Genomic DNA, 14,166 nt, shown 5'->3' on the forward strand with positions numbered 1-14,166 from the left:
CCGGTGTTCACCGGTTGGTCTCGACGGCGGGCACGAACACCCGCAGGGCCGCGTGCCGCTTGGTGAAGACCACCGTGCGCGAGCCCTCCACGACCTCGCCGTCCACGGCCAGCAGCCTGGGCTCGCCCGGGATGGTCAGCGTCAGCCCCGTGGTCAGCCGTTCGGAGTAGCCCTCGCCGTGCGCGAACTGGCCCAGCAGCACGTCCGCGACGGCGCGCAGCCTCGGGAAGGGCGCCCGCGCGGTGAGCACCCGCACGTCCAGCCGCCCGTCGTCCAGCTGCTCGCGCAGCGCGGGCACCCGGCCGTGCGTGCGGTACCGGCAGTTGCCCACGAACGCCCACCACACCTTGGCGGGCTGGCCGTCCACGACCGCGGAGATCGGGCTCACCTCCCGCAGGTCCTGCCACAGGGCCAGCGCGAACGCGGGCCACTTGCCGATCCGCTCGGCCCACTTGTCGCGCCGTTCCACCATGCGCGGGTAGGAGCCGAACGAGGACGTGTTGAGGAAGATCCGGCCGTCCACCTCGCCCACGTCCACCCGGGCCACCCGCCCGTCGTCGAAGGCCCGCAGCGCGATGTCCACCGAGGACAGCCCCAGCGTGCGGGCGAAGTTGTTGAGGGTGCCGTCCGGCAGCACCAGCAGCGGACGGTCGTGGTCGAGGGCCGCCTGCGCCCCGGCGTTGACGGTGCCGTCGCCGCCCGCCACCGCCAGCACCTCGCTGGTGCGCGCGGCCTGGTCCATGACCCCGACCACGTCGTCGTCGGCCGACAGCGGGATGATCCGGGCCTTGGGCAGCGCCCGCGCCACCCTGCTGGTGACGTCGGCCGCGGTCAGCCCGGGCACCGTGCCCGCGGCCGAGCGCGGGTTGACCACCACCGTCACCCCGGAGCCCTCGCGGTCCACGTCGGTCTCCCCCTCGGCGACGGTGCGCGCGCCGAAGACCAGTTCGGGACGGGGCGGCACCACCGTCCGGGCGAGCAGCGCGGCGCCGCACCCGATGACCATCCCGGCGAGCACGTCGCCGGGGTAGTGGACGCCGCTGTGCACGCGGGAGAACGCCACCCCGCCCGCCAGGAGCGCGACCAGTCCGGCCAGCGGCTTGGGCGCGTCGGTCATGACCCCGGCCGCGTAGGCCGCGGCCGCGGCGGTGTGCCCGGAGGGGAAGGAGGTGCTCGGGTAGGAGCGGTAGGGACTGCGCGCGGCCGGGACGGCCGAGTTGTCCGGGCGGGTGCGCCCCGAGAGCTGCTTGATCCCCGCCGAGAGCAGGTTGGCGGTGCCCGCGGCCAGGATCGCGCGCAGGGCGGTGCGCCGCAGCCTGGGGCCGCCCGTGGCGGCGAGGGTGGCCGACATGAGGAACCACGGCGCCATGTTGTCCGTCGCCTGCACGAACTTGGGGGTGTAGGCGTCCAGGGACGCGGGTCCCAACCCCGTCACGTGGTCGTAGACCTTCTTGTCAGCCCGGTGGAGTCGACTCATAAGGCTCATTTCCCCAGATTGGGCAAAGCGCCGTCAGATGTCCATAAGGGCGCGCCCGCAGGAGGGCCTTCAGTGTGTTGATGACATCACACACGATGTTGGTTTCGGTGGTACGCGGTCGCCGGAAGCGCGATCCGCGCGGTGTCGGACGGCGCGGCCGTCCCCGCCCCGGCCCCTCCCCTTCGAGACCTTTTCGTGATGATGTGGACCAATCCGCCTGGTTCCCGGTACCGAATCACTTCCGCCACACAACCCCCGGAAGTGAAGAGGACGCATTGGGTACAGGGCAGCACACCCTCCTCCGGCGCAGGATCGCGGTCATCGGCTCCGGCGTCTCCGGACTGACGGCGGCGCACGTCCTGCACAGGAACGACGACGTCACCCTGTTCGAGGCCGACGACCGCCTGGGCGGGCACGCCCACACCCACCGGATCGACGGCGGACCGGGCGGCGGGCTGCGGGTCGACAGCGGCTTCATCGTGCACAACAGGCGCACCTACCCCCACCTGCTGCGCCTGTTCGACGAACTCGGCGTGTCCACCCAGCCCACCGAGATGAGCATGTCGGTCAGCTGCCGGGGCTGCGGCCTGGAGTACGCGGGCGCGCGCGGCATGCGCGCCATGCTCCCCAACCGGTCCCGGCGCGGCCACGCCTACCTGCGCATGCTCACCGAGATCCCCCGCTTCCACCGGGCCGCCCGGCGCCTGCTCGCCGCGACCCCGCCCCCCGGCGCGGCCGAACCCACCCTCGGCGCCTTCGTCCGCCACCACCGGTTCACGCCCTACACGGTCGCGCACTTCCTGCTCCCGCTGGTGTCGGCGGTGTGGTCCTGCCCGCCCGGCACCGCCACCGACTACCCCGCCCGCTACCTGTTCTCCTTCCTGGCCAACCACGGCATGCTCAGCGTGTGGGGCTCGCCCCGCTGGCGCACCGTCACCGGCGGCTCGCACTCCTACGTCGAGCGCGTCGCCAAGAACCTGCACGCGGTGCGCACCGGAACCCCGGTCACCTCGCTGGCCCGCACGGCACAGGGCGTGCGCCTGCGCGCCGGGGGAGAGGCCCTGCACTTCGACGCCGCGGTCGTGGCCACCCACGCCGACCAGGCCCTCGCCCTGCTCGCCGACCCCACCGGCGCCGAGCGCGAGGTCCTCGGCGCCTTCGGCTACTCGCGCAACCGCACCCTGCTGCACACCGACGCCTCCGTGCTGCCCGCCGACCGCGACGTCTGGGCCAGCTGGAACCACCGCCTGGCCTCCTGCGAGCCCGACACCGAGCCCGTGCGCGTGAGCTACCACATGAACCGCCTCCAACGCCTGGACGCCGACGAGCAGTACGTGGTCACCCTCAACGGCGCCGACGAGGTCGATCCCGACCGGGTCGTGGCCGCCATGGACTACGCGCACCCCGTCTACACCCCCGCCTCCCTGGCCGCGCAGCGGCGGCTGCCCGAACTCAGCGACCGGGTCGTCGCCTTCGCCGGGGCCCACCACGGGTGGGGCTTCCACGAGGACGGGTGCCGCTCGGGCGTCCGGGCCGCCGCGAGCCTGGGGGTGCACTGGTGACGCCCTCCCAGGCGCCCGCGCTGTACGAGGCCACCGTCCGCCACGTCCGCTCCGAACCCGTCCGCAACGCCTTCGCCTACGGCACCTACTACTGGCTGGTGGACCTGGACGACCCGCCGCGTCCGCGCTGGCCGCTGAACGTCCTGGCCGGGTTCCGCGCGAAGGACCACGCCGTGGACGGCGACCGCGCACCGGCCGTCACTCACGCCTCCGCTGAATCCGGTGCCCCGACCGCCACCCGTGCCCCGAACGACACGGGTGCCGCGCGCCGCGACCGCGCCGACGGCTGGGCCCGGGAGCTGCGCGCCGACATCGACGCGCTCCTCGCCGCGCACGGTGTGGACCTCGACGGCGGCCGGGTGCTCATGCTCGCCCACGCCCGCGTCCTGGGCCACGTGTTCAACCCCCTGACCGTCTACTGGTGCCACCACCGCGACGGCCGCCTCAGCCGCGTCGTCGCCGAGGTCCACAACACCTACGGCCAGCGCCACCGCTACGTCCTGGACGTGGACGCCCGCGGCCGGGCCGAGGCGGACAAGGCCATGTACGTCTCCCCGTTCAACGCGGTGGACGGCCGCTACCGTCTCAGCCTCCCCGAACCCGGTGAACGCCTCGCGCTCACCGTCGCCCTGCACCGCGACGGGCGCCCGCCCCTCACCGCCTCGGTGCACGGCCGCCGACGCCCCGCCACCACCGCGTCCCTGCTGCTCAGGGCGCTGCGCCACCCCCTCGCGCCGCTGGTCGGCGCGCTGCGCATCCGGCGCCAGGGCATCGGCCTCTACCTGCGCGGGCTGCCCGTCCAGCCGCGCGGGCACACGCACACACCAGCGACCGAACGGAAGACCAGGACACGGCCATGACCACGACCAGCCCCCACACCCACCCGCCCCTGGACGCACGGCGCTGGCCCGACGTGGCCCGGGTGCCCGGCGGACGCCTGCGCGCGGCCGTCGCCCGCGCCATCGTCCGCCACGCCACCGCGCGCTCGGGCGTGCGCGTGCGCACCGGCTCCGCCGCGCCCGCCGCCGACGACGGCGCGCCCGTCCTGGAGCTGCGCGACCCCGACGCCTTCCACCGCCGTCTGGCCGCGGGCGGCCTCATCGGCTTCGGCGAGTCCTACATGGCCGGGGAGTGGGACTCGCCCGACCTGGTCGCCCTGCTCACCCGCCTGGCCGCGGACTACGACAACCTCGTCCCGCGCCCCCTCCAGCCCCTGCGCCACGTCACCCTGCCGCGCAGACCCGCCTCGGACCGCAACACCCGCGCCGGGTCCAGACGCCACATCAGCCACCACTACGACCTGTCCAACGACCTGTTCGGCCTCTTCCTCGACCGGACGATGACCTACTCCTCCGCCCTGTTCGAGGACGGCGAGGCCCGAGACCGCGACACCCTGCCCCGCGCCCAGGAGCGCAAGATCGACCGCCTCCTGGACGCCGCGGGCGTGGCCGAGGACGTCGAGCTGCTGGAGATCGGCACCGGCTGGGGCGAGCTGGCCGTGCGCGCCGCCCGCCGCGGCGCCCGCGTCACCACCGTCACCCTCTCCGCCGAGCAGCGCGCCCTGGCCGTCGAACGCGTCGCCGCCGCCGGGCTCTGCGACCGGGTCGACGTCCGCCTGTGCGACTACCGCGACGTCACCGGAACCTACGACGCCGTGGTCAGCGTGGAGATGATCGAGGCCGTCGGCGAACGCTACTGGCCCGTCTACTTCGCCGCCCTGGACCGGCTCCTGCGCCCCGGCGGACGCGTGGGCCTCCAGAGCATCACCATGGAGCACGCCATGATGCGCGCCTCGCGCGGCTCCTACACCTGGATGCACAAGTACGTCTTCCCCGGCGGCCTCATCCCCTCGGTCACCGCCGTCGAGGAACAACTGGGGGCGGGCACCTCCCTGCGCGTCACCGACCGGCTCTCCTTCGGCCGCGACTACGCCGACACCCTGCGCGTGTGGCGCGAGAACTTCACCGACGCCGCCGAGCGGGTGGAGGCCCTCGGCTTCGACGCCACCTTCCGCCGCATGTGGTCCTTCTACCTCGCCTACTGCGAGGCCGGTTTCCTGTCCGGAATCATCGACGTCGAGCAGATCACCATGGAGAAGGCCCGATGAGCACCACCGCGACCCCCGCCCCGCCCCGCGGAGCCGCCCACTTCCTCGCGCCCCTGGCCGCCGGTCTGTTCAACGGCGTGCTCCCCGTCCGGCTGCGCGCCTGGGACGGCAGCGAGGCCGGCCCCGCCGACGCCCCGCTGGCGGTGCTGCGCGACCGCGACGCCCTGCGCCACATCCTGGCCCGCCCCGGCGAGCTGGGCCTGGCCCGCGCCTACGTCACCGGATCGCTGGACGTGGAGGGCGACCTCACCGACGCCCTGAGCCGGGTGTGGGCGAGCGTGCGCGAGAACGGCACCTCGCTGCCCGGCCCCGCCGAGTGGGCCCGCGCGGCCCGCACCCTCCTGGCCCTGGGCGTGGTGGGCTCCCCGCCGCCCGCCCCGCCGGCCGAGGCGCGCCTGCGCGGACGCCTCCACTCCAGCGAGCGCGACGCCGCGGCCGTCTCCCACCACTACGACGCCGGGAACGACCTCTACGAGCTGCTCCTGGACGAGTCCATGGCCTACTCGTGCGCCTACTGGACCAGCGACGACCCCGGCTACACCCTCGCCGACGCCCAGCGCGACAAGCTCGACCTCGTCTGCCGCGGACTGCGCCTGGGCGAGGGGGACCGCCTGCTCGACGTGGGGTGCGGCTGGGGATCGCTCACCCTGCACGCAGCCCGCCACCACGGAGCGCGCGTCACCGCCGTCACCCTCTCCGCGCGCCAGCGCGACCACGTCGCGGCCCGCGTCCGCGAGGAGGGCCTGTCCGACCTGGTCGAGGTGCGCCTCCAGCACTACCGCGACGTCACCGACGACGGCTTCGACGCCGTGGCCGCCATCGAGATGGGCGAACACGTGGGCCGCGACGAGTACGCGCCCTTCGCCCGCCGCCTGCACGACCGGCTGCGCCCCGGCGGGCGCCTGCTGGTCCAGCAGATGTCGCGGCGCGGCGCCCAGCCCGGCGGCGGCCCGTTCATCGAGCGCTACATCGCCCCCGACATGCACATGCGCCCCCTGGGTGAGACGGTCGGGCTGCTGGAGGAGGCCGGACTGGAGGTGCGCGGCGTGCGGGCCATGCGCGAGCACTACGTGCGCACCGCCCGCGCCTGGCTGGAGGTGCTGGAGCGCCGCTTCGACGAACTGGTGGCCCTGGCCGGACCGCAGACCGCCCGCGTGTGGCGGCTCTACCTGGCCGGGGGCGCGCTCGCCTTCGAGGAGGGGCGCATGGGAGTGGACCAGATCCTGGCCGTGCGCCCGGACCGCGCAGGGAGCCGCTGATGGACGCCTCCGCACTCGCCGCCACCCTCGGGCTGTCCGCCCTGGCCGTGCTGGCGCTCATGCTCGCGACCTTCGCCCTCGCGCTGCGCCTGGGCAGGCACAGCGTGGTGGACGCGGCCTGGGGGCTCGGGTTCACCGCCGTGGCGGCGGTCGGCGCACTGACCGCCTCGGGCGACCCCGCCCGCGCCTGGCTGCTGGCCGGGCTCACCGCCGTGTGGGGGGTGCGCCTGGCCGCGCACATCGGGCTGCGCTCCCGGGGCAGGGGTGAGGACCCCCGTTACGAGCGCCTGCTGGCCGGGGCACCCGGGAACCGGAACGCCTACGCCCTGCGCGTGGTCTACCTGCTCCAGGGGTTCCTGGTGTGGCTCGTCGCCATGCCGGTCCAGGTGGCGGTGCACACCGGCGCGCCCCTCCTCGGCTCCCCGCAGGCGTGGCTGGCCCTGGCCGGTGCGGCCGTGTGGCTGCTGGGGTTCGTGTTCGAGACGGTGGGCGACGCCCAGCTGGCCCGGTTCAAGCGCGACCCCGCCAACAGCGGGCGGATCATGGACCGCGGCCTGTGGGCGTGGACCCGCCACCCCAACTACTTCGGCGACGCCTGCGTGTGGTGGGGGCTCTTCCTGGTCGCGCTGTCGGGGTCGTGGTGGGTGCTGCTCACCCTGCCCGCGCCCGTGGTGATGACCTACCTGCTGACCCGGGGGTCGGGGCAGCGGCTGCTGGACGAGCACATGTCCGGTCGGCCCGGCTGGGCGGAGTACGCCCGGCGCACCAGTGCGTTCGTGCCGATGCCGCCCGGCAGGGGCTGAGACCGGGGGCACGGACCCCCGTCCCGGGCCCTCACGGAAGGGGGAGGGCCCGGGACGGGCAGCCGGGGCGGGGCCCAGGTAGCCCGCCGGTCGCGCGGAGGCCTCCGCGCGGTCAGCTCTGGTGCGGCACCACCACGGCGCGGCCGAAGACCTCCCCGGCCTCCAGCCTCCGGTAGGCCTCCAGGGCGTCCCCCAGGTCGAACCTCTCGACCTCCGGACGGATCTGCCCCGCCTTGTACATGTCCACCACCTCCCACAGCTCTCCCACCGTCCCCCAGTAGGTGTTGGTGATGTAGGACTCGTAGGGGTTGGTGAAGAACGAGAACTCGTGCGTGCCGCCCGCGATCCCCACCACGGTCAGCCGCCCGCCCTGGGCCATCGACGCCGCCGCGGTCGCGATCGTGGGGGTGACGCCCACGAAGTCGAAGGCCGCGTCCACGCCCCTGCCGCCGGTGATCTCGCGGATCTCCTCGACCTGGTGCGCACCCGCCCCCACGGTGACCGCGCCGTTGCGCTCGGCCCAGGCCCGGGGCTCGGCCTTGACGTCGGTGGCGATCACCGTCGCGCCGGTCAGCGCCCTGAGGATCTGCACGCCGATCTGCCCCAGCCCGCCCAGGCCGATCACCAGGGCGTGCCGACCGCCGCCCTCCAGGTGCGGCAGCGCCTGCTTGATCGCGTGGTACGGGGTCAGGCCCGCGTCCGACAGCGGCGCGGCGTCCACGGGGTCGGCGTCGCCCAGGGGGACCAGGTGGTGGGCGGGCACGGTCACGTACTCGGCCATGCCGCCGTCGCGCCCCAGGCCCACCGCCAGGTAGGGCATGGTCGCCGCGTTCTCGCAGTAGGTGTCCTGGCCCCGGACGCACATGCGGCAGTGCCCGCAGCCGATCGGGCCGTAGGCCATGTAGGCGTCGCCGACCCGCACGCGCTCGCTCACGCCGTCGCCGAGCGCCTCCACCCAGCCGGAGTTCTCGTGTCCCAGGACGAACGGCGGTTTCTGGGCTCCGGCCTGCCCCTCCTTGAAGTGGCGGTACACGCTGACGTCGGAGTGACAGGTGCCCGCTCCCGCCACCCGCAGCAGGACCTCGCCCGGCCCCGGCTCGGGCACGGGAACGTCGGTGAGTGACGGGAACCGCTCGTAGTTCTCGAAGACCACGGCTCGCATGGAGTACCCCCAGGCTCTCGCGGAGATCGGGCACCGGCGCGCACGGAGACCGCGTTCGCGGCGCCCGTATGGCCGCTCGACACTGTCCGTCCAGTTCACGGCTGTCCGCCCACCACCTACCCGAAAGCCTTCCGTCTTATTTGTCGGTTTCGTCTGATTTTTACCGTGCGCCGTACGGCCGGGAGTGGTGCCACCACTACTGAACCGGGTGGTCAACGCCAGACCCGGTTCGGGGGGACAGCGCCATGGAGGCCGACCCCGTCGCGGACCTAGCGTGAAAAGGGTTCGTTCCCCCCACCTGTCGGCACTCGAACTTCCCCAGGAGAGTCATGATCGCGGCGGGCCCACGTCACGCTTCGCCCCCCACCCCCCTGCGCTACGAGGAGCGCGAGTGGCACGGCCTGCGGCTCCTGGCCCACGACGAGACCGGAGACGGCCGCATCGTCGAGGCGCTGGGCGACGTGGCCGCGGCCGACCACATCGTGGTCCTGGTCCCGGGCAACGACAACTACCTGGGCAACTACTTCGACGCCAACCGCCCCACCCGGCCCCGGGTCAACGGGGAGACGGTCCTGCGCACCATGCGGGCCCTGGCCCCCGAGGAGCGCTCCGCCGTCGTGGTCTGGGTCGGCTACGACACCCCGCGCGGCTTCGCCGAGGCCGCCTTCCGGGGACCGGCCGAACGCGGCGCCGAGGACCTGGCCCGCCTGACGGCCTTCCTGCCCCGCACCGCCCGCATCACGCTGGTGGGGCACAGCTACGGCACCGTCGTGTGCGGGCTGGCCCTGCGGCACGGGCGCGTGGACGAGTGCGTGGCCCTGGGCAGCCCCGGCATGGGCGGGAACTCCGCCGCCGACCTGGGCTTCACCGGGAACCTGTGGGCGGCGCTGGGCCCCGCGGACTGGATCCGCTTCTTCCCCCGGGGCCGCTGGCGGGACCTGGGCCACGGCCCCTCGCCGCTGCGCCCCGGGTTCGGCGCCACCGCCTTCGCCACCGGCCCCATCCCCGGCCACTGCTCCTACTACACCGAGGGCAGCGAGTCGGTGCGCAACATCGCCCGCATCGGCCTGGGCCGCCACGCCGAGGTCACCCGGCCGGACGTGCCCGCCCAGCGCACGCGCCCGGGCTGGCGCCCGGCCGCCGGGGCCCCGGTCGGGGAGGCGGCGTCGTGAGGCCCGCCCGCGACCCCGCCGTCGACCACCGAGGCGCCGTCGAAGGCGCCGCCGGTCACCGGTCCGTCGCCACCCGCGCCGTGGACGAACACGCCGTCCCCGACCGCGTCGTGGAGGACCCAGGCGTGGACGGACGCTGCGCCGGTCACCGCGCCGCTGACGACCGTGCCGCCGGTACCGCCCGCCGTGCCCCCGAGCGCGCCGCGGACGGGGGCCCCGACGGGGACCGGCGCGCCCACCGCGCTCCCTCCCCCGGCCACCGCGCGGTCGTCGGCCGAGCCGCCGACCCGGTGATCCTGGCCCGGGACGTGCGCAAGGCCTACCCCGGAGCCCGCGGCCGCGCCGCCCTGGACGGCTTCGACCTGGAGGTGCCCCCCGGCGCGGTGCACGCGCTGCTGGGGCCCAACGGCGCGGGCAAGACCACCGCCGTGCGGATCATGTCCACCCTGCTGCGCTTCGACTCCGGGCAGGTGCGCGTCGCCGGGTTCGACGTGGCGCGCCAGAGCGCGCGGGTGCGCTCGCGCATCGGCTTCGCCGGTCAGTACGCGGCCCTGGACGAGGTCCTCGACGGGCGGCGCAACCTGGAGATGTTCGCCCGCCTGCACCACCTGCGCGCGCGGGCGGCTCGGGCCCGGGCCGCCGAACTCCTGGAGCGGTTCGGCCTCACCGAGGCCGCCCGCCGCCCGGTGCGCGAGTACTCCGGCGGCATGCGCCGCCGCCTGGACCTGGCCGCGAGCCTGATCCCCGACCCCGCCGTGCTGTTCCTGGACGAGCCCACCACGGGCCTGGACCCGCGCAGCCGCGCCGAGGTCTGGCGGGCCGTGCGCGACCTGGCCGAGGGCGGCACGACCGTGCTGCTGACCACCCAGTACCTGGAGGAGGCCGACCGCCTGGCCGACCGGATCTCGGTGGTCGACGCCGGGAGGATCATCGCCGAGGGCACCCCCGAGGAGCTCAAGTCCCGGGTCGGGGGCGGCCGGGTGGAGGCCGTGGTCGCCGACGCCGACGCGCTCTCGCCGGTCGGGGAGGTCCTGGGCCGCGTGGCCGGGGCCCTGCCCGAGGTGGACGCCGACGCCCTGCGGGTGTCGGTGCCCTTCGACGGCCGGGGCGCGGGACTGGCCAAGGTGGTGCGCGCCCTGGACGAGGCGGGGCTGCACGTGGAGGACATCGCCCTGCGCCGCCCGACCCTGGACGACGTCTTCCTGGGGCTGACGGGCCGTCAGAGCACACAGGGGGAGGGTTCATGACGTCCGTGACCGAGTCGGGGCCGCCGGTCCCGGAGAAGAGAGGCGTCATGGCGTCCGTGACCGAGGCGGAGCGTCCGGTTCCGGAGGAGCCCGGACCCCTGGCGCGGGCGCGCTGGGCGGTGGCCGACACCTGGGTGGTGGCGCGCCGCTACCTGCTGCACCTGGTGTACAAGCCCGACGAACTCGTCGGCACGCTGATGGTCCCCGTCCTGGCCGTGCTGCTGTTCGGCTTCGTCTTCGGCGAGGCCATGGGCGCGGTCATGGACGCGCCCGGCGAGGAGTACCGCGAGTTCCTGATGCCGGGGCTGTTCGCGCTGACCATGGCCTTCGGGATCGGCAACACCACGATCGCGGTGGTCACCGACGCCGGGCGCGGTGTGGTGGACCGGTTCCGCACGCTGCCGATGGCCCCCGCCTCGCTGTTGGCCGGGCGCAGCCTGGCCGACGTGCTCTCCGCGGTGGTGGACCTGGCGGTGCTGGCCGGAATGGGGCTGCTGGTCGGCTGGCGGTGGCACGAGGGTCCGCTCTCCGCGCTGGCGGCCCTGGGACTGCTGTTGCTGCTGCGCCTGGCCTTCACCTGGATCGGCATCTACCTGGGGTTGGTGGTGCGCAGTCCGGAGGCGGCGATGAAGTTCTTCTCGCTGGTCTTCCCGCTGGCCATGGTCGCGGACACCTTCGTGCCCACCGACACCATGCCGGACTGGCTGGTGCCGGTGGCCGAGTGGAACCCGCTGTCGGCGACGGTGATCGCGGCCCGCGACCTGTTCGGCAACCCCGTGGCGGCCAACGACTCCTGGATCGCGCAGAACGCGCTGCTCATGGCGGTGGTGTGGCCGCTGGTGCTGATGATGGTCTTCGTGCCGCTCGCACTGCGGCGCTTCCGGCGGCTGAGCCGCTGAGGCACCGGACAGGGCCGGTCCCCGGTGGGTGTCCGGGGCACGGCCCCGTCCGGTGCGTCCCGTGCCATCCGTTCCGGCCGCTCCGGTGACCGGGACCACCCCTTCCGTGGTTCCGGCGCTCCGGAGACCGGGACGGGGCCCGGGTAGGCCGAGGACGAGCCCTGGCGTGGACCCGGCGGCCCGTACTGGCTGTTCCGGTGGCCGGGACGGGGACCACCCCTTGCGTGGTTCCGGCGCGGCCCGCGGCGACCGTGCCAGCGGCTCCCGTGACCGCGACGGGGCCCGGGCAGGCCGAGGGAAGGCCCCTTCCGCCACTCCGCGCCACGGCGCCGCCCCGAACGCCTCAGCTCCTCCGGCCACGGCCGACGAGCCCCCGCCGCCCTCGGTAACGCCGCGGGAACCGGTCCGGCGCGCCTCGAAGACGTCGGCGGAGGAAACGGTGGCATGAGAACCGCCGAAGGCCGATGAGTCCGGGCACCCCGGCGTGTCAGTACGGGTGAGCGGCACCGAGCGCCGGATCCGAGACGAACCGGGCCGGGTGCCGCGCACCCGAACACCACCCGGAGGACACCATGGAACGCCCCAACCTCGACGGCATGCTGCTCGCCACCACCGACCCCGACCGCCTGCACGACTGGTACGCCGACGTCCTCTCACCCCAGGACGACATCGACATGGACGGCTACCGCGTCCTGCGCCTGGGCACCTTCCACCTGCTCATCGACCGCCGGGACGACGTCGCGCCCAAGGCGGGCGACCCGACCCGCATGATCCTCAACGTCGACGTGGACGACGCCCGCGCCGTCGCCGCCCGCGTGGACGCGCGGGGCACCGGATGGCTGGCGCCCCTGGAGGACCGCGACGGCAGCCTGTTCGGCACCGCCGTCGACCCCGACGGCAACCACGTCCAGATCATCCAGCTCAGCGACGAGCACCGCGCCGCCATGGCGCGCGAGAGTTAGGAGAGGACCGTGTTCGACACCACCAGGGCCTTCGGCTCCTTCGCCGTCCCCGACCCCGACCGGGCCCGGGAGTTCTACGGCACCACCCTCGGGCTCGCGGTCGGGCCCGTCGAGGGCATGGAGGAGCACGACCTGCTCAGCATCGACCTGGGGGAGGGGCGGGCGGTCCTCGTATACCCCAAGCCCGACCACGAGCCCGCGGGCTTCACCGTGCTCAACCTCCCCGTGGACGACATCGACGCCGTCGTGGACGAGCTGGCCCGCCGCGGCGTCGGAACGCTCCGCTACGAGGGCTTCGACCAGGACGGCAAGGGCATCTCGCGGGGCGTTCCGACGGTGGCGTGGTTCGCCGACCCGTTCGGGAACGTGTGTTCCGTCATACAGGAGGCGTAACGTGGCGGTCGTGGTGGAACACGCGTCCGACCAGGACTTCATGAGTGCCGCCGATCCCTACCGGCGGGAGCTGTTCGCGCACTGCTACCGCATGCTGGGGTCGGTACACGACGCCGAGGACCTGGTGCAGGAGACCTACCTGCGCGCCTGGAAGGCCTACGACCGGTTCGAGGGCCGATCCAGCCTGCGCACCTGGCTCCACCGGATCGCCACCACGGCCTGTCTGACCGCCCTGGACAGGCGCCGACGGCGGCCCCTGCCCACCGGGCTCGGCGGACCCACCGCCGAGCCCGAGGGCGAACTGGCCGACCGCCCGGAGCTGCCCTGGCTGGAGCCGGTGCCCGACGCCCTGGTCGGCGCGGACGACCCCGGCACGGTCGTGGTCGCGCGCGAGAGCGTGCGCCTGGCCCTGGTCGCCGCGCTCCAGCACCTGCAACCCAGACAGCGGGCGGTGCTGATCCTGCGCGACGTATTGCGCTACAGCGCGGCCGAGGTCGCCGACACCCTCGGCGTCTCCGTCCCCGCGGTCAACAGCCTGCTCCAGCGGGCCCGCGCCCAGCTGACCCGGGTCGCCCCCGCCGAGGAGGAGGTGGCCGAGCCCCGGCCGGAGCAGCGCGAGGTCCTGAACCGGTACGTCGACGCGTTCGAGTCCTACGACATCTCGGCGATCACCGAGGTGTTCACCGCCGACGCGGTGTTCGAGATGCCGCCCTTCGCCACGTGGGTGCGCGGCGCCGGGCACATCGGCCGCCTCATCGCCGCCCACTGCCCGGCCAGCGGCCCGGGAGACCTGGCGCTGGTGCCGACCGGTGCCAACGGGCAGCCCGCCTTCGCGCTGTACATGCGGGGCGGCGACGGCGCCCACCGGGCCTTCGGGATCCAGGTGCTGGAGCTGGCGCCCGGGGCCGGTGCGGTCGCCCACGCGGTGATGTTCTTCGACACCTCGCTCTTCCGGCACTTCGGGCTGCCCGCCGTGCTGACTCCGCGCGGTTGAGGAGGAGGTCCGTGGAGCCGAGCCGCCGGGCGGGAGACGGGACCAACGCGTGCTCCGGGCGGATCGTTACCACGTTTCTCCGTGCCATGTGACACACGGTATTTCTGTGGCACGGGAGGGAAGGTGTGC

At 74.3% G+C, this 14,166-nt stretch carries 13 protein-coding genes; 11 read left to right on the top strand and 2 right to left on the bottom strand.

The window, feature by feature from the left end; genetic code table 11:
- Positions 1–7 precede the first annotated feature (7 nt).
- Complete coding sequence (locus EV372_RS20525) at positions 8–1,477, bottom strand: bifunctional phosphatase PAP2/diacylglycerol kinase family protein (protein WP_130397321.1); 1,470 nt, start codon at positions 1,475–1,477, stop codon at positions 8–10.
- A 275-nt stretch (positions 1,478–1,752) separates the two neighbouring features.
- Here EV372_RS20525 and EV372_RS20530 point away from each other — a divergent pair, with 275 nt between their 5' ends.
- From EV372_RS20530 to EV372_RS20550, 5 genes are read left to right on the top strand one after another with little or no spacing between them, the layout of a single operon-like run.
- Positions 1,753–3,039 carry an FAD-dependent oxidoreductase gene (locus EV372_RS20530; protein WP_130397322.1) on the top strand — a complete coding sequence of 429 codons (1,287 nt, stop codon included), beginning with the start codon at positions 1,753–1,755 and terminating at the stop codon, positions 3,037–3,039.
- Entirely contained in the window at positions 3,036–3,899 is an 864-nt protein-coding gene (locus EV372_RS20535; protein ID WP_130397323.1) for a DUF1365 domain-containing protein, read from the top strand. The genes EV372_RS20530 and EV372_RS20535 overlap by 4 nt, the downstream gene beginning before the upstream one ends.
- The gene (locus EV372_RS20540; protein WP_130397324.1) at positions 3,896–5,146 is read left to right on the top strand and encodes an SAM-dependent methyltransferase; all 1,251 of its coding nucleotides are present in this window, start codon (positions 3,896–3,898) and stop codon (positions 5,144–5,146) included. The genes EV372_RS20535 and EV372_RS20540 overlap by 4 nt, the downstream gene beginning before the upstream one ends.
- Complete coding sequence (locus EV372_RS20545; protein WP_130397325.1) at positions 5,143–6,405, top strand: SAM-dependent methyltransferase; 1,263 nt, start codon at positions 5,143–5,145, stop codon at positions 6,403–6,405. Before EV372_RS20540 ends, EV372_RS20545 begins: the two co-directional genes overlap by 4 nt.
- Positions 6,405–7,208, top strand: a complete 804-nt coding sequence (locus EV372_RS20550) for a DUF1295 domain-containing protein (RefSeq protein ID WP_130397326.1) — start codon at positions 6,405–6,407, stop codon at positions 7,206–7,208. Before EV372_RS20545 ends, EV372_RS20550 begins: the two co-directional genes overlap by 1 nt.
- A gap of 112 nt (positions 7,209–7,320) precedes the next feature.
- On the opposite strand, the gene EV372_RS20555 is transcribed toward EV372_RS20550, so the two are convergent.
- Complete coding sequence (locus tag EV372_RS20555; RefSeq protein WP_130397327.1) at positions 7,321–8,370, bottom strand: NAD(P)-dependent alcohol dehydrogenase; 1,050 nt, start codon at positions 8,368–8,370, stop codon at positions 7,321–7,323.
- 329 nt (positions 8,371–8,699) lie between these two features.
- On the opposite strand from EV372_RS20555, the gene EV372_RS20560 reads away from it, so the two are divergent.
- The 6 genes from EV372_RS20560 to EV372_RS20585 all read left to right on the top strand — a co-directional run bounded on the left by EV372_RS20560 (position 8,700) and on the right by EV372_RS20585 (position 14,037).
- A complete protein-coding gene (locus EV372_RS20560) occupies positions 8,700–9,542 on the top strand; it encodes an alpha/beta hydrolase (RefSeq protein WP_130397328.1) in 843 nt (280 codons plus the stop codon).
- 290 nt (positions 9,543–9,832) lie between these two features.
- Positions 9,833–10,789: an ATP-binding cassette domain-containing protein gene (locus EV372_RS20565; protein ID WP_130399022.1), complete on the top strand. Its 957-nt coding sequence runs from the start codon at positions 9,833–9,835 to the stop codon at positions 10,787–10,789.
- Positions 10,790–10,836: 47 nt separating this feature from the next.
- A complete protein-coding gene (locus EV372_RS20570) occupies positions 10,837–11,688 on the top strand; it encodes an ABC transporter permease (protein WP_130399023.1) in 852 nt (283 codons plus the stop codon).
- A 572-nt stretch (positions 11,689–12,260) separates the two neighbouring features.
- Positions 12,261–12,650, top strand: a complete 390-nt coding sequence (locus EV372_RS20575) for a VOC family protein (RefSeq protein WP_130397329.1) — start codon at positions 12,261–12,263, stop codon at positions 12,648–12,650.
- A 9-nt stretch (positions 12,651–12,659) separates the two neighbouring features.
- A complete protein-coding gene (locus tag EV372_RS20580) occupies positions 12,660–13,043 on the top strand; it encodes a VOC family protein (RefSeq protein WP_130397330.1) in 384 nt (127 codons plus the stop codon).
- A gap of 1 nt (position 13,044) precedes the next feature.
- Positions 13,045–14,037: a sigma-70 family RNA polymerase sigma factor gene (locus tag EV372_RS20585; RefSeq protein ID WP_130397331.1), complete on the top strand. Its 993-nt coding sequence runs from the start codon at positions 13,045–13,047 to the stop codon at positions 14,035–14,037.
- Positions 14,038–14,166 lie beyond the last annotated feature (129 nt).

The sequence above is a fragment of the Nocardiopsis sp. CNZ308 genome (assembly GCF_004217075.1).